Origin of the sequence: Paracoccus actinidiae, from assembly GCF_030863885.1 — a bacterium.
GTDB classification, from domain to species: Bacteria; Pseudomonadota; Alphaproteobacteria; order Rhodobacterales; family Rhodobacteraceae; genus Paracoccus; species Paracoccus everestensis.
This window is the reverse complement of the sequence record NZ_CP132956.1, coordinates 1017135-1036634: the sequence shown is the minus strand read 5'-3', so window position 1 is coordinate 1036634 and position 19500 is coordinate 1017135. Positions and strand designations below refer to the sequence as shown.

Below are 19500 nucleotides of genomic sequence, written 5' to 3'. Positions count from 1 at the left end.
GCAGGCGACGTTTGTTCCGCCCTTACAAGGTGTCGGGAACACAGCGGTCTTCCTGGACGCGCAACAGGTTGTGGATGTGGGTCGCCGCGATCTCTCCCTGTGCCATGGCGACGGCGATCTGGTTCAGGCCGGTCACGACATCCCCCGCAGCGAACACCCCAGGGACCGAGGTTTGCTGATGCGCGTCCGTCAGGATGCGGCCGTCATCATCCAGCTTGAGGCCCAGAGCGACGGCCAGGTCATTGCGCGGATCGTTGCCCAACCCGGAATAAACAGCGGCAAAGCGATGGCTGGTCCCGTCGGCCAGGTCAACATCCACGCCATCGGAGCCAAAATCCCAATCCCGGGCCTTGTCGTGAAGGATCGCGATCCCGGCCTTGTCCAGCTTTGCCATCACCCGGTCGGGCAGGTCCAGTTCCCCGCCCAGGGTCAGCAGCGTCACGTCAGACGTGTAATGACGCAGGAACAGCGCCTCGCCCGCGGCACAGGCAGCGGTGCCGATCACGCCGACCGGCTTACCGGTGAGTTCGTAAGCATCGCAAACGGGACATTGGCGGATCAAGCCCTCGCGGACATGGTCCAGGGCATTGTCGATGGGGGGCAGGCGGTCGCGGATCCCGGTGGCCAGGATCAGGTGGCGTGCCACGACATCCTGCCCGGCATGGATGCGAAAGCCGCCGTCATCCGGCAGGGCCTTGATCCCCGTCGCGGGGGTCGCGATCACGACAGCGCCGAAATTGTTCAACTGCTTGCGCATCCGGGCCAGCAGGTCGTTGCCATGGATGCCCTCGGGATAGCCGGGGTGGTTGTGGGACCGGGGGATCCAGGACGCCCGGCTGTCGCCCCCGTCGATCACCACGACGCTGCGGTGAAAGCGGGCCAGATAGATCGCGGCCGTCAGGCCCGCAGGGCCGCCGCCGATGATGGCGCAGTCAAAGACATCCGATGTCATCGGGGGCAATCCTGTGGGGGGCAAGGGTCAGATATCGGCGCGCTGATCGCTGGCCGACAGGGTGATGTACTGGCGCACCACGTCCGGCAGCCCGTCATGAATGGCGGAGGCCATCGCCACTTCTTCCTGGAGGTTCTGTTCCAGCAGCGGAATGGCCTGGGTGACATTGGCTTCCTGGGCTGCAGTCAGCAGCGCGGTATAGGCCGCGATCTCGAAGTGTTCGAAGGCAAAGTTCGCCAGCGAGTTCTTCAGGATCTCGTCGGTGGCCATGGAATGCGTCATTGCCGCCATCGACCCGCTGAGCGACAGCATCGTGTCCTTCAGTCCCGATGAGGATTCGTTCAGCGTTTCGAAAATCTGGTCGATGCGTTGAATCTGGGCTTCGGTTTCGCGGATGTGGCGATCCAGCAGGGCGGACACCTGGGGATAATGTTCCAGCCGGTTCAGTTGCGGCTGCATGATCGAAAGCGCCTGTTTCTCCATGGCATGGGCGTTTCGCAATCCGTCGATGAACACGTCATAGGCAGCGTTTGTCATGATCTACGTCCTTTGGTGAATCTGGCCGGTCGGGCGGCTTGAACCAGAAGAACCAATCCCGCCCCCATCCGTTCCAACAGAAGGGGCGAACAAAGGTTAACTGCATCCCGGCAGATGGAAACGCAATGGAACAGTTGGCGTTGATCTGGCGCCAATTACCGGGAAGGAGAAAACCCATGGCCACGGAACGCAAGGATCAGGGCCGCGCCCAGGACCGCCGCAAGGTCGCGGGAGGCCAGGACCACGAAGTCCGCTATGAGGCGGAAAAGATGGACGTATCCAAGGACAAGGTGCGCGAGGCGGTCAAGTCCGAAGGCAACAGCCGCGACAAGGTCGAACGCAAGCTGAATGACTGAAGGGTCCGGCGGCGTCACTGTGCCCTGGGAATGATGCTGATGCCGCCGCTGACCTCCAGCACGGCGGCGTCGATGTCGGCCAGGCCCTTCAGCCCGTGCTGCTCGCGGGCGGATTCCAGCACGTCCTCGATGCTGACGCGGGCGCGTCCCATGGCCTCGGCGTCGATCTTGCCCTGGCTGATCAGCACGGTGGGATTGCCGTCCAGGATGGATGCGACCCGGGGCGACCAGCCTTTCAGCCAGGCCAGAACCACATCCGTCGCAAACAGTGTCAGGATCAGAACGACCGCGTTGCTGATGGAAAAGTCGTCGCCCAGCAGCGCCTGTTGCGTCGTTTCGGCGATGATCAGCAGCAGCACAAAATCGAACGGCGTCATCTGCGCCATCGCGCGGCGGCCCGACAGCCGGGTTGCGATCAGCAGGACTGCATAAATGGAAATGCCGCGAATGACCGAATCCATGATGTCTTCCTCAGGGCAGGACAAGAAGGTTGATCTGGCGCGTTTCGCCCTCGATGGTCATGGCGAAGCCGGTCCAGCCGAAATGCATGGCGCGAATGTCGAACTTCACATGATGGGGCGGGGCATCGGCGGCAGGAAAGGTCATGGCCTGCGCCCCCGGATGCAGGGTGTTGCTGTCGGGTTCGGGCTGGATGCGTTCGATCATGAAGCGGTCGAAGAAGGGCTGCGTCATGATGATTTCGTGGTTTTCCGCCGGACGGGTGAAGGTGACGGACATATCGTCCGATCCTTCCCACCGCGAAATGCGCGGAACTTCGACGGTGGCTGCGGCAAAGTCGATGGTCTGTTTGTGAAAGAACCCGCCGCTGCCGGTCAGCCCCAGCACCGCCAGCAGCATGACGACCCCGAAACCCCACCATGCGATCCGTTGCACCTGCCAGTACCGGCGCTGACGGTCGCGCGGCTCGGCCAGCTGCAGCCCGTCCGGCCGGACCGGCGGAATGTCCAATCGTGAATCCTGGCCCATGGCCCTGCCCCAACCGCTTGCTTATGCAAGCAAAAGGCCGGCCAAGGGGTTCCGGTTCCCAAATGGATCATGGACGGGGTTGCATGGTCCCGGCGGCCTTCCCCTTCAGGACAAGGCCCAGATTGCGCCCCCGATCACCAGCAGGACCATGGCAAGCGGCCATATCAGCACCTGCCAGGCCAACCTGTTGCGCACGGGTGCCGTGGCGCGGACATAATCGGTGTCCGACGGCTCGCCCGCAGCCCCTGCGGATCGGTCCAGGGCGCCGCCCTCGGTCTTCTTGTCGCCGTCTTCGGTGGTGGACATGGCTCAATTCATCCCATCGGGGGTGGACACGCCCCCCGGCGTCAGGACCACCTTGGTCCATTCGTCCTGCTTGCCGTGAAAGTTCCTGTAACCCGTCGGCGCGTCTTCCAGCGACAACCGGTGAGAAATCAGGAAGGTCGTGTCGATCTCGCCTTCGAGAATACGGTGCAGCAGCTGGCGGGTGTATTTCTGGACATGGGTCTGGCCGGTGCGGATCTGCAACCCCTTCTGCATCAGTGCGCCCAGCGGAAACTTGTCGGCCATGCCGCCATAAACGCCGGGAATGGACACCCGACCCCCCTTGCGCACCGCCGTCAGCGCCATGCGCAGGGCATGGGCATTGTCGGCGCCCACGCCGATCCGTTGCTTCATGGCGTCCATGATGCTGTCGGGGGCAAAGCCGTGGCTTTCCATGCCCACGGCATCGATCACCGCATCCGGGCCGATGCCGCCGGTCATTTCCATCAGGGCTTCCAGCACATGGGTCTGGGTATAGTCGATGACCTTTGCGCCCAGCTTGCGCGCCAGGGCCAGCCGTCCGGGATAATGGTCGATGGCGATGACCTGACGGGCGCCCATCAGCAGCGCCGACTGGATCGCGAACAGCCCGACCGGCCCGCATCCCCAGACCGCCACTGTGTCGCCGTCCTGGATATCGGCGTTTTCCGCGGCCATCCAGCCCGTGGGCAGGATGTCGGACAGAAACAGCACCTGTTCGTCGGATACTCCGTCCGGGACCACGATGGGACCGACATCGGAAAACGGCACCCGCACATATTCCGCCTGTCCGCCCGGATAGCCGCCGGTCAGGTGGGAATATCCGAAAAGCCCGCTCATGGCGTGACCATAAAGCAGTTCGGACGCTTCCTGCTTTTCCACCGGGTTCGAGTTGTCGCAAGCCGAGAATTGCTGCTGCGTGCAGAAAAAGCACGCCCCGCAGGAAATGGTAAAGGGCACCACCACCCGGTCGCCCTTTTTCAGCGTCGATTTCGGCCCGGTTTCCACCACGCGGCCCATGAATTCATGGCCCAGGATGTCGCCCGGACGCAGGCCGGGGATCACGCCGTCATACAGATGCAGGTCGGATCCGCAGATCGCGGTCGCCGTCACCTGGATGATGGCGTCGCGCGGGTTGACGATCTGGGGATCGGGGACGGTATCGACGCGAACGTCATACTTGCCGTGCCAGGTCAATGCGCGCATCAGTCTGCCTTTCGATTGGCCGAGGTGGCAATCTCGCCGGTCTCCAGCAGCATCTTGAGCCGCTTCAGATCCTGCTTGCCCCGGATCATCGGATCCGTGCCGCGCAGGGTGGCGGCCCAGTGGCCGACGATCCCGCCCTGCGGACGCCAGGCGACATGGGCCTCGACCTCGGTCCCGCGTCCGGCGGGGGCGTCGCGCAACTGGATCTTGGCCTCGATCTGGATATCGGCGCCTTCGACCGACCGCCAGGCTAGGGCCTCGTCCTGACGGTCCTCGACCAGGCGCGTCTCGATCGGAACATGGCCGTCAGGGGTATCAACAAGCCAGGTCACGGTGTCGCCGCTGACCTGAACCGCCGCCAAGCCTTCCATGAAATCGGTCAGGTGGCTGGGGTCGCGCCACATCCGGTATATCTCGGCGCGCGGCGCCTTGATCGTCACGGTGCGCCCGGCGATCTGATAGCCGCCGAAATGGGACCGCCGCGCCGTGCGCCCCGGTGCGCTGTCGGGCGGATGCCGGGGCGTGGATTTCATCGCGGCGCCGACGGCCAGGCCCGCACCGATCGACAGTGCAAGAACGGTGGCTGCAAGGGGCAGGTCCTGGGAACGGCGGGGCATCGGGCCTCCTTCGGGAAGCGGCCGCCAACAAGGCCGCCGCGATGGATGATCAGCGCGACTTCTGGTACAGCTTGGACGCGATCTCGAACATTTCCTCGGGCGCATAGTCGGGGGTAAAGGCCGAAGGAACGCCCGTCAGGTCATGGATCTTGCCGCCATCGGGCAGGCCGTCCACCACTTCCAGTTCGCCCGGAGGATCGTCGGGCAGGGCAGTTTCCCCGCCGCCGCCCCAGATGCCGCGCATTTCCTTGTAGTCATTGGGGCTGAAGGTATAAAGGCGGCGATGCGAGCCCTCGGCCAGGTACTTCTGGCATTCCGGGATATTGCCCAGCGGGATGTTCGGCGTGGGCAGGAACTTGTCCAGATCGACGCCGGTGACCTTTTTCAGCGCCAGGGCATAGGCATGGGCATGGACCGACCCGCGCACCAGCAGGTATCCGCACACCTCGCGCCCGGTGATGTTGGCGTCGGTCAGCGATTCATAGACCCGCAGCTTGTGCAGCCGCGCCCCGCATTCCAGGTGGAAGTTGTGCAGAAGATCCACGATCACGTTGCCGGTGGTCGTCACCATGTCCGCGTTCCAGGACATCGAGTTCGAGTTGACCGGAACCGCGCCCCCCGCATGGCTATAGAACGAGGCGGCCGAACGGATGTCCTTCATCGACTCGAACGGCGCGTTGGAAATATCGCCGCCAAAGGCCTCGTCCCCGCCGGGCACGTCCGGGCCGTTGTTCAGCATGGCCACGCCATTGCTGACCAGCTCGACATGGCCCAGTTCCTCGGCCGTGATCGAAGCGACCAGGCTGTAGAACGGGCGAAGCTTGCTTTTGCTGCGGAAATTGAAGCTTTGGAACATATAGTTGCCCAGCGTGGACATCTCGCCATACTTGCCGCCAAGTAGTTCCTGCAAGGCGGCGCCGGCGTTCGGATCTTGTCGCTTGGGGGCAGGAAGTTCGACTTGCAGCTTATCGACACGCAGGAACATCTGGGTTCTCCGGGGGTAAGGGGTGCGCTTGAGAACCCCGAACTTTGCCAAAGCGTTCCCCCATGCCGGCAACAATAAACATTAAGGCTTCCCGTCAAGGCGCGTTTTCGCCGGGTTGGCTGCATGGCTTTTGCAACGGATGCTGGACGCCTCGCCTGCGAACGACCTGTCCTTTCGCCCCTGCCGGGTCGTGGTTTTTACGGCCACTCCGTCGTAAGTGGTGGCGGCGCGAGTTCTTGTCGCCAGGATCTGTGAACTCACGCCGAAGCGCAAATGCTTGTTTTTCTTCTACTCCAGTGTGTTTCTGATGGCCATCAGGTTGCTTTCGAAGACCTCTGCGGGTGTCCGGTAGCCCAGACATTTACGAGGCGTGGAATTGAGGCTCTGGCAAATCGACCTCAAATATCGATTTGTCAGAGCCGTCGGTTTAGTTGAGCGGGGCAGGTGCTTTCTCAGCCTGCCATTCGTGTTCTCAACCGTTCCCTTTTGCCATTTTCGAAGACCTCTGCGGGTGTCCGGTAGCCCAGACATTTACGAGGCGTGGAATTGAGGCTCTGGCAAATCGACCTCAAATATCGATTTGTCAGAGCCGTCGGTTCAGTTGAGCGGGGCAGGTGCTTTCTCAGCCTGCCATTCGTGTTCTCGACCGTTCCCTTTTGCCACGGTGCCTGCGGATCGCAGAACCAGCTGGTGGCGCCGATCCCATCCTTCAGTGGTTGCCAGGCAGAGAACTCGGTGCCGCGATCAAAGGTAATCGACTGACGCGCTTCGGCGGGCAAGGGCGCGAGCCCCGCGATCAGCGCTTCCATGATCGGCTCGGAGTGGCGATCCTCATTGCGCATGACAACGGTGAACCGGCTGACCCGCTCGACCAGCGAGGTGACATTCACCTTGCCGTTTTCCTTGCGGAACATCATCAGATCGCACTCCCAATGGCCGAACTGCTGGCGCTCGGCAACAACCGCAGGCCGGTGACACAAGCTCTGGCTGTCCTGGATGTGACTACGCTGATGTCGTCGGTGGTTTCGCGGCCTGCGGCGCCTGCGATGCTCGGGCAGGTGGCGATAGAACGCTTCCTCGAGGCCAAGCTTCGAATAGGCGAAGCGGTAGATCGTTTCATGGCTGACGCAGATGCGGTGCTGCTCAAGCCGCATCCGGCCAGCAATCTGTTCCGGAGACCAACCGCCTTGAGCGCATCCTCGACCGCTGCCTTCACCTCCGGGTGGGCGACCAGCTTCCGGTGAACCCCACGGCGGCGCTCGTACTTGTCCTGGGCCGTCACCGCATAGTAGCCGCTATACTGCGGAAGTTCGGCGTCCCGATACGTGTTCCGCTTCAGCTCCCGGTAGATTGTCGATAGCGCGCGCGAGAGCCGATCTGCGATTTCCGGCACCGGCATCTTGCCTTCGCGCCATTTGGCAATCTTTCGACGTTCTTCAAAGCTCAGGTGTAGGTCGGGGGAAGCCATTCGCCAACCTCGATGCAAATACCTGTATTATCTTGGCATTTTCACTTCGTTTGTGAATCCACTCATCAAACACCAACTTCCATAATAAGCCGAATTATGGAGCAATAATCTCAGATGGCGTCGAACCCATAGCCGCGGCGCAGTTTGCGGCGCAGCCAAACCTGTTGTTCCTGCTGGGCATCGGGCAGGTCTGCAAACCATTGGCGTCGTTCCTGGCCGTGCCGTCCGCTGCGGCCCCAGTTGCGGATCAGCACGACGCCGCCGAACAAGTCCTGCGAGATTTCGATCCGGTAAAAGCGCGCCATGTTCCGGGCGGGATCATGGCGTTCCAGAAGCACGCTGCATGGTTCCTGTGTCATAATACCAGTGTCTGCCCGAAATCTGCAAAAATCCAATGATAATTGAGAATCGGATCGCCCCTGTTGATTCAGGACCGTGATGGATCGTCCTAGGCCTCGATCCGCACGGGAACCCCCTTGTAGGCCGGGGTCTTCGATGCCCGGTCGTGCAGGGACACGGGCACCAGGGGGTTCGCCTCGGGGTAATAGGCGGCGATGCAGCCTGCGGGCAGGTCGTAAGGGGTGACGGTCAGCCCCTCGACCCGGCGCGTCACACCGTCATCGACCGCGGTGACCAGGGCCACGCGCTGTCCTTCGGTCAGGCCCGCGCGCGCCATGTCACCCCGAGAGATCAGGACGATCATCCGGTCGCCCGACAGTCCCCGCAGCCGGTCGGAAAATCCATAGACCGTGGTGTTGAACTGGTCGTTCGACCGCAGCGTGACCAGGGTGAAGGCGCCGTCCACCGGATCGCCGCCAAGCGCGGACAGGTCGGCGGGCAAGGTGAATTCGGCCTTGCCGCTGTCGGTTTTCCAGTCGCGTTCGCGGGCCGAGTTGCCGCGGTAAAAGCCGCCGGGTTCCGTCATGCGGTCGTTGAAATCGGCGAACTGGTCGGGATAGGTGGCCCCGATCAGGTCGCGGATGCGGGCATAGTCGGCCGCCCATTCGTCCCATTTGACACGAGGATTGGGCGGCAGCGTGGCCTTGGCGATGCCCGCGACAATGGCGGTTTCCGACATCAGGTGCCGCGACGCGGGGGGGCGCCTGCCGATGGAGCCGTGGATATGGCTGAGGCTGTCTTCCATCGTGACCGTCTGCGGACCGGATTTCTGCCGGTCGCGTTCGGCCCGTACCAAGCAGGGCAAAAGCCATGCGCCCTTGCCGGCCAGGACATGCGTGCGGTTCAGGCGCGTGGCGATCTGCACGTTCAGATCAAGCCCCGCCCAGGCGGGTTCCGCGCGCGCCAGATCGGGGATCGCCCGGCCGAAATTGCCGCCCAGGCTGACAAAGCCCCGGACGCTGCCGTCGATCAGTCCCTCGACCACCTTGACCGTGGTCATGCCGGTGTCGCGCGGCGGATCAAAGTCGAACATCCGGGCCAGCCGGTCCAGCGGCACCAGCTCGGGCTTTTCGGCGATGCCCACTGTCCGCTGGCCCTGGACGTTGGAATGGCCGCGCACCGGGCAGATGCCCGCGCCCTTGCGCCCGATATTGCCGCCCATCAGCAGCAGGTTGATCAGCATCCCCACGCTGTCGCCGCCATGGACGTGCTGGGTCAGCCCCATGCCGTAGACGCCAATCACGCGTTTCGACCGGGCATAGAGTTCCGCCACCTCGATCAGGTCGGTCCGCGGCAGGCCACAGGTGGCCTCGATACGGTCCCAGGACAGATCGCGGACCCATGCCTCGAACGCCTCGAAGTCGTGGCAATGCTGCGCAATGAAATCGCGGTCCAGGGCGCCCCGGTCGAACAGGTGCTTGCAGATGCCCGCGGTGGCCGCAATGTCGCCGCCGGGACGCAGCTGCAGATACAGGTCGGAAATCGGGGTCGCGCGGCCCGTCAGCATTTCCGCCGGATTCTGGGGGTTCATGAATTCGACCAGGCCGCGTTCGCGCACCGGGTTGAAGGTCACGATCTTGCAGCCGCGCTTGACCGCCTGCTGGATGGGGTGCAGGAAACGCGGGCTGTTCGACCCGGTGTTCTGGCCAAAGAACAGCATCAGGTCGCAATGTTCGAAATCCTCCAGCACGCAGGTGCCGACCGGCGCGCCGATGGTGCGCTGCAGCGCGACGCTGGTCGTCTCGTGGCACATATTGGAGCTGTCGGGCAGGTTGTTGTGGCCGTAAAGCCGCGCGAACAAGGCATAAAGATAAGATGCCTCTAAGCTGGCCTTGCCCGAGGCATAGAAGACCGTCGATTTCGGATCCAGCCCCTGCAACGCCTGACCGATGGCCGTGAAGGCCTGTCCCCAGGTGGCGCGGACGTAACGGTCGCTGGCCGGGTCATAGCGCAGGGGATGGGTCAGGCGGCCCGCCGCCTCCAAGTCGTGATCGCACCAGTTGCGCAGTTCCGTCAGCGTATGTTTGGCAAAGAAATCCGGCCCGCAGCGCTTGGGCGTCAGATCCCAGATGGTGGCCTTGGCGCCGTTCTCGCAGAACTCGGCCAAGTGGGGGGACGGCGGCTTGGCCCAGGCGCAGGATGAGCACATATACCCGCCGGGCTTGTTCTGCCGGCGCAGCGTATCCAGGACGCCCAGCCGGATCCGGTTCTGCGTGGCGTGACCCAGAACGCTTTTCAGCGACCCCCAGCCCCCGGTCGGATGGTCGTAATGGGTGGTGGTCGGATCCTGGTCCCGTTCCTGGGTCACGTCATGGGCTCGTGGCTGGAGAGCTCATGGATCGGGCAGCGGTTGAAGTCGGCACGGAATTGCGACGACACGCGATACGGCTCTTGCCGCGCACGGTTGATCGCGCCCAAGGGCCGGTGCGCCTCGATGCCGGTCCAGACGGAAAAGCGCATATGGTCATCGACCAGTTCCGCCGCATCCTTGGACCACCCCGCCTGGGCAAAGGCGTGCAGCCGGGCCACGGTGACAAAGGGGGACAGGGCTTCGTCCCACAGCACCGACGGATCCTCGACCGGCATCCTGTCCAGGTCGCGGCACAGTTGCACCCGCAGGTTCCAGACGGCATCGCCGGCCCGCATATCGGCCCCCACCGTTTCGCGGATGGCATCGGGGCGGCCCTTGGTGTCGATGACCTGGCCGGCATGGCGGGTCAGGCTGTCCGAGGCAGGTTCCAGCGACAGCTTGGCGATATGATCGCCAAAGCGGAAGGCGGTCTGGGTGAAATAGGTTTCTCCCAGCGGATGCACGTTCGGCGCACCGCCCAAGGTCTGCAAGGTCGCGCTTTCGCCGCCAAGCGTTTCCAGGGCCTTTTCCGCCCCGCGCAACACCGCCGACAGCCCGCGCTTCCCCCACTCGGCCCGGTCCGTCGTCTTGGCCAGCAGCCTGAGGTTCTTCAGGAAGGCCGCCGGGTCGGGCGTGGTAAAGACCGGGCCGTTGACGAAGATGAAATCCTGGGTCTGCCCTTCCGCGCCTTCCAGCCGCTCGCCCTCGACCCCCAGGATCTTCAGCGCCAGACCGCGCGGGACTGAGATGGAGTCGTGCAGCAGGTCGCCGGGATTGGTCGAAATGCGGATGATCGCCGGGTGCCGCCCCGGATGCGCAAAGATACCTTGCGCCAGTTCCGCAGGCAGATCCGGCAGGATTTCCAGTTCCCCCCGGATGATGCCGTGGCTTTTCGCATGGACCGCCCGAACGGCATGGCCGTAATCGCGCGACGTGGTTTCCATGATGTCGTGCAAGGTGTCGCAAAGATCGCGGATCACCTGCGTCTCGTCCGGGGCGGGGGTTTCGACATCAGAGGAAAAGCGGACGGCTGGCTGCATCATCGGCCCCTTGCTGTGGCTGGCGTGGCAGGGGTCAACCGCCGCAGGGACCGATCCGTTCCGTGCCCCCGGATCAACCCGCCGCGAGGGGCAGGTGCGGCAAGGGGCCGTTCATTCCGCCGGAACGGCCATGGGGACGGCCGCGTCTTCGCGGTCCAGTTCGGGCGAGGTCTTGTGGTGGGTGGCATAGATCATCGCGCCGACGAATGTCAGGCCGCCAACCAGGTTGCCGATCACCGTGGGGATCTCGTTCCAGATCATATAGTCCATGACGGTGAAGTTGCCGCCCAGCAACAGGCCCGCCGGGAACAGGAACATGTTCACGATGGAATGTTCGAACCCCATGTAGAAGAAGACCAGGATCGGCATCCACATCGCCATGATCTTGCCCGACACGCTTGTGGACATCATCGCGGCCACGACGCCGGTGGACACCATCCAGTTGCACATCACCGCGCGCACGAACAGCGTCAGCATCCCGGCCGCGCCATGGGCGGCGTATCCGACCGTCCTGCCCTCGCCGATATGGCCGATCTTTTCGCCGACCGCGTTCGGGGCCTCGGACCAGCCGAAGGTGACAATGATCGCCATGAAGATCGCGACGGTAAAGGCACCCGCAAAGTTGCCCGCGAAGACCAGGCCCCAGTTGCGGAACATCCCGCGCAGCGTGACGCCCCGGCGCCTGTCGATCAGCGCCAGCGGAACCAGGGTAAAGACCCCGGTCAGCAGGTCGAAGCCCAGCAGATACAGCATGCAGAACCCCACGGGGAACAGCAGCGCGCCGATCAGGGGATCGCCGGTGTTGACCGTGACGGTTACGGCAAAGGCCGCCGCAAGCGCCAGGATCGCGCCCGCCATATAGGCGCGGATCAGGGTGTCCTTGGTTGACATGAAGACCTTCGCCTCTCCGGCGTCGATCATCTTGCGGGCGAAATCTGCGGGGGTGACATAGGACATGGGAATGCCTTTCGGGCGATGCGGCTGTGTCTGTGGCTTTGGAAAAGCGCATGGCCGGGGCCGGTCACGCTTTCGGGGAATGCCGCATCGTTGCGCGCGGGCCGCTGGCGCGCCATTGCGCCGGGCCATGAATGCAGGATCGCAAACCGGCGCCGTGCTGCCAAGCCGTCATGCGTCGGACCGGCGCGCAGGACGCCGCCCGCGCGGAAAGATTGCGCGGATTGCCCGGCTTTTGGTCAGTTCGCGGATGCCGGATCAAAGGAAAAGCCGTCAAAGAACGCGTCGGCCCGCAGAATCATCCCGCCCCGCTCGGCCGCCACGGACCGATCCTGGGCCAAGGCACCCTCGACCCGCTGGGACGCGCCGGGCAGCGGCGCGCCTGCCGGGCGCAGGTGCCGGCGATACAGATCCGTGCGGAAATGGGACATGGCGCGGGCCATTGCGGCTTGCGGGTCCAGCCCGTGCCGCGGGGCGATACAGCTGGCGAACAGCGCGGCAAGGCTTTTCCAGGGAAAGCTGGCGCCGCCCGCGTTGAAGACGACAAAACCGGGCACGTCGCGCATCTCGCCCCGGCCTGAAATCGTCAGCCGCCCGGTCAGTCCCCGTTCGGCCAGTTCCGGCGGCAGATCCAGATAGGCCGGGCGCGACAGGATTTCCGCCGCCGTACCCCGGTGGTCGGGATCGTCTAGCCAGCGTCCCGCGCGCCACACGGCCCGCATCAGCCCTCCGGTTTCCCCCGGCCGGGTTTCGGCAAAGGAACGCAGCAGCACCAGTCCCTTTTCGGGCGGCGCGGCCCAGATCGCGGTGCCGGGCAGCAGCAGCGCGGCCTGCCCCCGATCGACGGCGACGCTGGCCCAAGGCTCGCCCACGCAAAAGGCATCCACATCGCCCCGCGCCACCGCATCGGCCATCATCGGCGGCGGCACGGTGACCAGATCCATGTCGGCGGGGGCGAATCCGCAGGCTGCCAGCCAATGCCGCACCAGTTCCGATTGGGTCGAAAACGGAAACGGCACCCCCACGCGCAATCGCCCCGGCACCGCCCTGCGCAGCGCCATTCCGGCCGCGCGGGCATTGCCGAAGGCGAAATCATGTCCCGCGTCGCGCAGGCGGTGTTCCAGGGCGCGGTTGACTGCCACCGCCTGTCCGCCATGGGACAGGAACATCACCAGATCGATGGCAGGCAGGATCGGCCCCAGGCCAAGCGCCTGCGCGACCGGCATCGGCACCAGCATCTGCGCCGCGTCGATCAGCCCCGCGCCCAGCATATCGCGCGCCTGCGCCCAAGCCCCCAGGCGGGCCAGGTCGAAGACCAGGCCTTCCTCGGCCGCGAAGCCCAGTTCATGCGCGATGATCAGGGGGGCCGCGTCGATCAGGGGAACATAGCCCAGGCGCAGCGTGATCATCGGCCCAAAAGCCCCGCCGCCATGACCAGTTGCTGCGCGATGTCGGCTAGGCGCTTGCCACTGTCCATCGCGGTCTTGCGCAGCAGGGCATAGGCCGCCTCCTCGTCGATGCCGCGGGCCTTCATCAGCAAGGCCTTGGCGCGGTCGATGATCTTGCGTTCCTCTAATGCGGCGCGGGTGGCGGCCAGCTCCGCGCGCATCTGCTGGAAGATGTGGAACCGCGCGATGGCCGCGTCCAGGATCGGCTTCAGCCGTTCGGGCCGCAGCCCGTCCACGACATAGGCGGAAATCCCGGCCTCGATCGCGGCGCGGGTCAGGCCTTCATCGGACCGGTCGACGAACATCGCCACCGGGCGTTCCGACGGACCCGATGCCAGGGCCAGTTCCTCCAGCACGTCGCGGGACGGGTTGGCGATGTCGATCAGAACCACGTCGGGGCGCAGTTCGGCCACCTGGCGGGCCAGCCCCGATTGTTCGGCAATGATGCGGATGTCGTGGTCGCCCGCGTCCCGCAGCCCTTCTGCAATGGGCTGCGCGCGGTCTGCATCGGGTTCGACGACAACAATGAGAAGGCGTTTCGACATGGGTTCTGCTTGCACGGGCATGGCGGCGGGCGCAATGCCGGGCATGGGCTGGGGCTGCCCTGTGCCTGCCAAACAGGCAGCCTAGCCGAAAAATGCCCGTGCCCGGTCCACCTGCCCGGCGGCGATCAGCGCGGCCAGCAGCACCCGCGCCTGACCAGGGCGCAGCACGGCGGACAGAACCGCCCCTGCGCGGACCAGATCATGCCCGCCGCCACCACCGCCATAGCTGGCGGCAAGACGCCCCCCCGGCACCCGGCTGGAGACGACGACCGGCACCCCCGCCGCCGTGCAGCGCGCCACCCCGCCTGCAATCGCGGGCGTGGCATTCCCCGACCCAAGCGCCGCCAGCACGATCCCCTGCGCGCCGGCAGCCAGGCTTGCGTCGATATGGGTGGCATCCGCACCGGGATGGATCGCCACCACATCCACGCGGACCCCGGCCACCGGCGCGGTCAGCCTCACATCTGGCGCCTCCGCATCGGAGGCCAGCCGAAACGCATCGGCGCTGTCGGTCGCGCATTTCACCAGCCCCCAGGCGGGCAGCAGCCGTCCGCCAAAGGCCAGCCGCACGCCCCCGCCGTCCAGAACGGCACGGATCGCCGCGGCCATGTTGGCAGGGCCGTCGGCCTGCGGATGATCGTCGGTAAACTGCGCCCCGGTCAGCACCACGGGCGCGCCGGGATGCTGCAAGGCCAGCAGCAGGGCGGTTTCCTCCATCGCGTCGGTGCCGTGCAGCACGACCACGCCTGCCGCCCCGCGCGCCAGCTCCGCGCCCACCGCATCGCTTGCGGCTTGCATATCCGCCAGCGTCAGGGTTGAGGAATCGCGCGCGAACAGATCGACGGGTTTCAGCCTGACCGGGGGCAGATCGCCCAGGCGGGACAGCAGCGCCTGCCCGTTCAGGCTAGGCGTGCTGGATCCGTCCGCGTTTTGCTGGCTGGCGATGGTCCCGCCCGTGGCGATGACGGCGACAAGGGGCGCGGGGGTCATTCGGCGGCCCTCGGGTCCAGCCGCCCCGCCATGCGCTGCGAGATGATCGCGCAAACGCCCAGTTGCAGCAGGTGGAACAGCATCAAGGGCAGGATGATCAGGGATATGTCCTGACCCGCGAACAGGATCCCCGCCATCGGCAGCCCCGTCGCCAGGCTTTTCGTCGATCCGCAATACAGCAGTGCCATCAGATCCGCATGATCCATTCCCGTCGCGCGGGCCATCCCCACCGCCGCCCCCATCACCGCCGCCAGCAGGATCCCGCACAGCGCCACCAGCACCATCAACGACGGGGCCGAGATCACCTGCCAGATGCCGTTGACCACGCCCGCCGAAAAGGCCGCATAGACGATCAGCAGGATCGACCCGCGATCCACGACCGTCGTGGCCTTGCGGTAACGGGCAAGCCAGCCCGCCAGCAGCGGGCGGCACACCTGGCCTAGGGCAAAGGGCAACAGGATCTGCTGGACGATCTTCCAGATCGCGGACGGATCGATCCCGTAGCCCGTCCCCTGCGGGATCAAGGCCGCGAACAGCAGGGGCGACAGGACCACCCCGATCAGGTTCGAGATCGAGGCCGCGCAGACCGCCCCCGCCACGTTGCCTTCCGATACGGAGGTGAAGGCGATCGAGCTTTGCACGGTCGAGGGCATGCAGCCGATATACAGGAACCCCACCCCGATGGCCGTGGGCAGCCAGATCAGCGACAAGGGCTTCAGCGCCAGGGCCAGGACCGGGAACAGCACGAATGTCAGCGCCAGCACCGACAGTTGCAGCCGCCAGTTCGCCAGTCCCGCGACAATGGTCGCCGTGGTCAGTTTCGCGCCATACAGAAAGAACAGCAGCGCAATGACCCAATAAGTCACGTGCGACAGCACGGTGGCCACTGCACCGTGCGCGGGCAGGACCGTCGCCAGCGCCACGGTCAGCACCAGCAGCAGCATGTATCGGTCGAAACCGAAGCGGGCCAGCACGGCCTCGGTCCTGCGCAGGGACATGGGGTTTCCTTGGTCTGTCTGTTTCACGCGCTTGTATAAGTCTGCGCGATGCGATCCAACAAGGCCGGGATGGCCCTTGTCCGACCGGCCTCGTTTGACATCGGGCGGCCCTGCCCCTAGGGCCAGGGAAACCACCGCCGGATCGTCCGATGAGCCAGACCGACCTGATCCCCCGCCTGAGTGCCGATCTGCCGATCACCGCCGGTTCCTTTATCGTCACCGTCTATGGCGACGTGGTGGTGCCGCGCGGCGAAGTGTTGTGGATCGGCAGCCTGATCGAAACCTGCGCCCGCATCGGCATCAGCGAAAACCTGGTGCGCACCGCCGTGTCCCGCCTGGTGGCGGCAGGGCGGCTGGAAGGCGAGCGTTCCGGCCGGCGCAGCTTTTACCGCCTGGCCCCTGCCGCCCGTGCGGAATTTGCGGACGCCGCGCGGCTGCTTTATGCGCGGCCCCAGCCTTCGGGCGACTGGCTGGTGATGCTGCATCCCGCCATGCCCGAGGATCTGGCCCGCCGCCATCGCATGGCGCGCATGGGCGGCGACCTGTGGCTCTGCCCGGCGCGCGGGGATCTGCCGCCGCCCGGCGGTCTGGTACTGCGCGCGGCCCCCGTGGCGGGGCTGGATCGCTTGCCGCAACTGGCGGGGTTCTGGGATCTGGCGGCGCTTGCCCAGGGCTATCGCATGGTGCTGGCGCGTTTCCGACCGCTTGCGGATGGCCCGGTCCTGTCGCCCGAAGACGCGCTGATCGCCCGGCTGCTGCTGGTGCATCTGTATCGCGGGGTCTTGTTGCGCGATCCCGGCCTGCCCCCGGAAGCCCTGCCCCCCGACTGGCCGGGAACCGAGGCGCAGGCCTTGTTCCGCAGCCTGTATCCCGCCCTGTCGCCGCTGGCCGAGGCGCATATCGCCCGCGTGATGGTGGGCGAGGATGGGCCGCTGGCGGAAACCACCCCCCGGACGCAGGCGCGCCTTCACGCCTTGGCTTGAAACATTACACCCGAATGCACATTTCTGTTGGCGATGTAATGTGTCGCCTGCTATAAGCTGACCATTCGGTCGATGAATTGGGAGAATCATCGGCCTCATCTGGAAATCACCGGGGGTCCGTATGTCCGAAGCCTTCATCTGCGACGCGATCCGCACGCCAGTCGGCCGTTACGGCGGCGCGCTTGCCACGATCCGCGCCGACGATCTGGCCGCCCTGCCCTTGCAGGCGCTGATGTCGCGCAACCCGGATGTGGACTGGTCCACCGTGGACGACGTGATCCTGGGCTGCGCCAACCAGGCGGGCGAGGATAACCGCAACGTCGCCCGCATGGCCGTGCTTTTGTCGGGAATGCCCATTGGCGTGCCGGGCACCACGGTCAACCGGCTCTGCGGTTCGGGGATGGACGCCATCGGCATGGCGGCGCGGGCGATCCGGGCGGGCGATTGCGACTTCATGGTGGCGGGCGGCGTCGAGTCCATGACCCGCGCGCCCTTCGTGATGCCCAAGGCGGAAACCGCGTTCTCGCGCCACAACACCGTTTATGACACGACCATCGGCTGGCGCTTCCCGAACCACGCGCTGCGCAAGGCCCATGGCACGGATTCCATGCCGGAAACTGCCGACAACGTGGCCGCTGACTATGGCATCAGCCGCGCCGACCAGGACGCCTTTGCGGCCCGGTCGCAGGACCGCTGGGCCGCAGCCCAGGCAGCGGGCCTGTTCGCAGAAGAAATCGTGCCGGTTCATGTGCCGCAGAAGAAGGGCGACCACGTCACCTTTGACACCGACGAACACCCCCGCCCCGGCACCACCGTCGAAACCTTGGCCAAGCTGCGCGGCGTGAACGGCCCAGACCTGACGGTGACGGCGGGCAACGCGTCCGGCGTGAACGACGGCGCGGCAGCCCTTGCGATCCTGTCCGAGGAAGCGGCCCGCGCCCAGGGCCTGACGCCCAAGGCGCGCATCATCGCCATGGCGGCGGCGGGTGTCGAACCCCGAATCATGGGCATCGGCCCGGTGCCTGCAGTGCGCAAGGTTCTGGCGCGCGCGGGCCTGTCGCTGGACCAGATGGATGTGATAGAATTGAACGAAGCCTTTGCCGCGCAGGGATTGGCCGTGCTTCGTGACCTGGGACTTTCCGACGACGATCCGCGCGTGAACCCGAATGGCGGGGCGATCGCCATCGGCCATCCGCTTGGTATGTCCGGCGCCCGTCTTGTGACCACCGCGATGTACCAGCTGATCCGCAGCGGCGGGAAATACGCGCTTTGCACCATGTGCGTGGGCGTCGGCCAGGGCATCGCCATCATCATCGAACGCGTCTGAAGGGAGAGACTGCCATGTATGCACAGCTGGTCAAATCCGAAGGGTCGAAATCCCGCGAGGACATGACGCCCGAGGAGATCGCCTTCCAGGACCGCATCGACCGCAACGAGAAGATCGAGCCCAAGGAATGGATGCCCGAAGGCTATCGCAAGACGCTGATCCGACAGATCGGGCAGCACGCGCACAGCGAGATCGTGGGCCAGCTTCCCGAAGGCAACTGGATCACCCGCGCGCCCACCCTGGAACGCAAGGCGATCCTGCTCGCCAAGGTCCAGGACGAGGCGGGCCACGGGCTGTACCTGTATTGCGCCGCCGAAACCCTGGGCGTGTCGCGTGACGAGCTGCTGGAAAAGCTGCACAGCGGCAACATGAAGTATTCGTCGATCTTCAACTATCCGACCCTGACCTGGGCCGACATGGGCGCTGTCGGCTGGCTGGTCGACGGCGCCGCCATCATGAACCAGGTGCCGCTGCAGCGCACGTCATACGGTCCCTATTCCCGCGCGATGATCCGCATCTGCAAGGAAGAGTCGTTCCACCAGCGGCAGGGCTACGACATCATGATGAAGATGTGCGCCGGCACCCCGGAACAAAAGGCGATGGCGCAGGATGCGCTGAACCGTTTCTGGTATCCCTCGCTGATGATGTTCGGGCCGTCTGACAAGGATTCCGTCCATTCCGCGCAGTCGATGGCGTGGAAGATCAAGATGAACACCAATGACGAATTGCGCCAGAAGTTCGTGGACCAGACCGTGCCGCAGGCCGAATATCTGGGCCTGACCGTTCCCGACCCGGACCTGAAATGGAACGAGGAAAAGGGCGGCTATGATTTCAGCGAACCCGACTGGTCGGAATTCTTCGCCGTCATCGCCGGGAACGGCCCCTGCAACGCCGAACGCCTGGGCGCCCGCGTCAAGGCCTGGGAAGACGGCGCGTGGTTCCGCGACGGGCTGATGGCGCACGCCGCCAAGGCCAGTGAACGCGCCCGCGCCGCCCGCCACGCCGCCGAATAAGCCGGGCGCGTATCCCGCGCCCTGCCCCAGCAACATCCCCGC

General features: G+C 65.1%; 20 protein-coding genes and 2 pseudogenes. 4 read left to right on the top strand and 18 right to left on the bottom strand.

Annotated features, from left to right (window positions below; all coding sequences use genetic code 11):
• Positions 1-22: 22 nt before the first annotated feature.
• On the bottom strand, positions 23-952 hold the full coding sequence (locus tag Q5701_RS05285) for an NAD(P)/FAD-dependent oxidoreductase (RefSeq protein ID WP_306754160.1): 930 nt from the start codon (positions 950-952) through the stop codon (positions 23-25).
• A 27-nt stretch (positions 953-979) separates the two neighbouring features.
• Positions 980-1489 carry a ferritin-like domain-containing protein gene (locus Q5701_RS05280; RefSeq protein WP_306754159.1) on the bottom strand — a complete coding sequence of 170 codons (510 nt, stop codon included), beginning with the start codon at positions 1487-1489 and terminating at the stop codon, positions 980-982.
• Positions 1490-1665: 176 nt separating this feature from the next.
• Here Q5701_RS05280 and Q5701_RS05275 point away from each other — a divergent pair, with 176 nt between their 5' ends.
• The gene (locus Q5701_RS05275) at positions 1666-1845 is read left to right on the top strand and encodes a DUF3606 domain-containing protein (RefSeq protein WP_306754158.1); all 180 of its coding nucleotides are present in this window, start codon (positions 1666-1668) and stop codon (positions 1843-1845) included.
• Between the two features lie 14 nt (positions 1846-1859).
• Here the strand turns inward: Q5701_RS05275 and Q5701_RS05270 are convergent, their stop codons facing one another.
• The 16 genes and pseudogenes from Q5701_RS05270 to Q5701_RS05195 all read right to left on the bottom strand — a co-directional run bounded on the left by Q5701_RS05270 (position 1860) and on the right by Q5701_RS05195 (position 16135).
• Positions 1860-2306 carry a DUF421 domain-containing protein gene (locus Q5701_RS05270; RefSeq protein ID WP_306754157.1) on the bottom strand — a complete coding sequence of 149 codons (447 nt, stop codon included), beginning with the start codon at positions 2304-2306 and terminating at the stop codon, positions 1860-1862.
• A 10-nt stretch (positions 2307-2316) separates the two neighbouring features.
• On the bottom strand, positions 2317-2814 hold the full coding sequence (locus Q5701_RS05265) for a hypothetical protein (protein ID WP_306754156.1): 498 nt from the start codon (positions 2812-2814) through the stop codon (positions 2317-2319).
• 123 nt (positions 2815-2937) lie between these two features.
• Positions 2938-3138 (bottom strand): hypothetical protein, encoded by a 201-nt coding sequence (locus Q5701_RS05260; RefSeq protein ID WP_306754155.1) that lies wholly within the window; start codon positions 3136-3138, stop codon positions 2938-2940.
• Positions 3139-3141: 3 nt separating this feature from the next.
• Positions 3142-4341, bottom strand: a complete 1200-nt coding sequence (locus Q5701_RS05255; protein ID WP_306754154.1) for a zinc-dependent alcohol dehydrogenase — start codon at positions 4339-4341, stop codon at positions 3142-3144.
• Positions 4341-4958: an SRPBCC family protein gene (locus Q5701_RS05250; protein WP_306754151.1), complete on the bottom strand. Its 618-nt coding sequence runs from the start codon at positions 4956-4958 to the stop codon at positions 4341-4343. Before Q5701_RS05250 ends, Q5701_RS05255 begins: the two co-directional genes overlap by 1 nt.
• Before the next feature lie 49 nt (positions 4959-5007).
• Positions 5008-5943 (bottom strand): manganese catalase family protein, encoded by a 936-nt coding sequence (locus Q5701_RS05245; protein ID WP_306754150.1) that lies wholly within the window; start codon positions 5941-5943, stop codon positions 5008-5010.
• A 288-nt stretch (positions 5944-6231) separates the two neighbouring features.
• Positions 6232-6435, bottom strand: a pseudogene (locus Q5701_RS05240) (transposase); the annotation flags it as partial.
• A pseudogene (locus tag Q5701_RS05235) lies at positions 6396-7411 on the bottom strand (IS30 family transposase). The pseudogenes Q5701_RS05240 and Q5701_RS05235, both read right to left, overlap by 40 nt.
• Positions 7412-7521: 110 nt before the next feature.
• Positions 7522-7770 carry a WGR domain-containing protein gene (locus Q5701_RS05230; protein WP_306754149.1) on the bottom strand — a complete coding sequence of 83 codons (249 nt, stop codon included), beginning with the start codon at positions 7768-7770 and terminating at the stop codon, positions 7522-7524.
• A gap of 89 nt (positions 7771-7859) precedes the next feature.
• Entirely contained in the window at positions 7860-10118 is a 2259-nt protein-coding gene (locus Q5701_RS05225; protein ID WP_306754147.1) for an FdhF/YdeP family oxidoreductase, read from the bottom strand.
• Positions 10115-11203 carry a catalase family protein gene (locus tag Q5701_RS05220; RefSeq protein ID WP_306754146.1) on the bottom strand — a complete coding sequence of 363 codons (1089 nt, stop codon included), beginning with the start codon at positions 11201-11203 and terminating at the stop codon, positions 10115-10117. The genes Q5701_RS05225 and Q5701_RS05220 overlap by 4 nt, the downstream gene beginning before the upstream one ends.
• Before the next feature lie 108 nt (positions 11204-11311).
• On the bottom strand, positions 11312-12157 hold the full coding sequence (locus tag Q5701_RS05215) for a formate/nitrite transporter family protein (RefSeq protein ID WP_306754145.1): 846 nt from the start codon (positions 12155-12157) through the stop codon (positions 11312-11314).
• 236 nt (positions 12158-12393) lie between these two features.
• Positions 12394-13563: an ABC transporter substrate-binding protein gene (locus Q5701_RS05210; RefSeq protein ID WP_306754143.1), complete on the bottom strand. Its 1170-nt coding sequence runs from the start codon at positions 13561-13563 to the stop codon at positions 12394-12396.
• The gene (locus Q5701_RS05205) at positions 13560-14147 is read right to left on the bottom strand and encodes an ANTAR domain-containing response regulator (protein ID WP_306755343.1); all 588 of its coding nucleotides are present in this window, start codon (positions 14145-14147) and stop codon (positions 13560-13562) included. Before Q5701_RS05205 ends, Q5701_RS05210 begins: the two co-directional genes overlap by 4 nt.
• An 81-nt stretch (positions 14148-14228) precedes the next feature.
• Positions 14229-15137 carry an asparaginase domain-containing protein gene (locus Q5701_RS05200; protein WP_306754142.1) on the bottom strand — a complete coding sequence of 303 codons (909 nt, stop codon included), beginning with the start codon at positions 15135-15137 and terminating at the stop codon, positions 14229-14231.
• Positions 15134-16135, bottom strand: a complete 1002-nt coding sequence (locus tag Q5701_RS05195) for a bile acid:sodium symporter family protein (protein ID WP_306754141.1) — start codon at positions 16133-16135, stop codon at positions 15134-15136. The genes Q5701_RS05200 and Q5701_RS05195 overlap by 4 nt, the downstream gene beginning before the upstream one ends.
• 149 nt (positions 16136-16284) lie before the next feature.
• On the opposite strand from Q5701_RS05195, the gene Q5701_RS05190 reads away from it, so the two are divergent.
• The 3 genes from Q5701_RS05190 (at position 16285) to paaA (ending at position 19458) form a co-directional block, all read left to right on the top strand.
• Positions 16285-17118, top strand: coding sequence for a PaaX family transcriptional regulator C-terminal domain-containing protein (locus Q5701_RS05190; RefSeq protein ID WP_306754139.1), 834 nt, complete (start codon positions 16285-16287; stop codon positions 17116-17118).
• A gap of 121 nt (positions 17119-17239) precedes the next feature.
• Entirely contained in the window at positions 17240-18445 is a 1206-nt protein-coding gene (gene pcaF / locus Q5701_RS05185; protein WP_306754137.1) for a 3-oxoadipyl-CoA thiolase, read from the top strand.
• A gap of 14 nt (positions 18446-18459) precedes the next feature.
• On the top strand, positions 18460-19458 hold the full coding sequence (gene paaA, locus Q5701_RS05180; RefSeq protein ID WP_306754135.1) for a 1,2-phenylacetyl-CoA epoxidase subunit PaaA: 999 nt from the start codon (positions 18460-18462) through the stop codon (positions 19456-19458).
• Positions 19459-19500 lie beyond the last annotated feature (42 nt).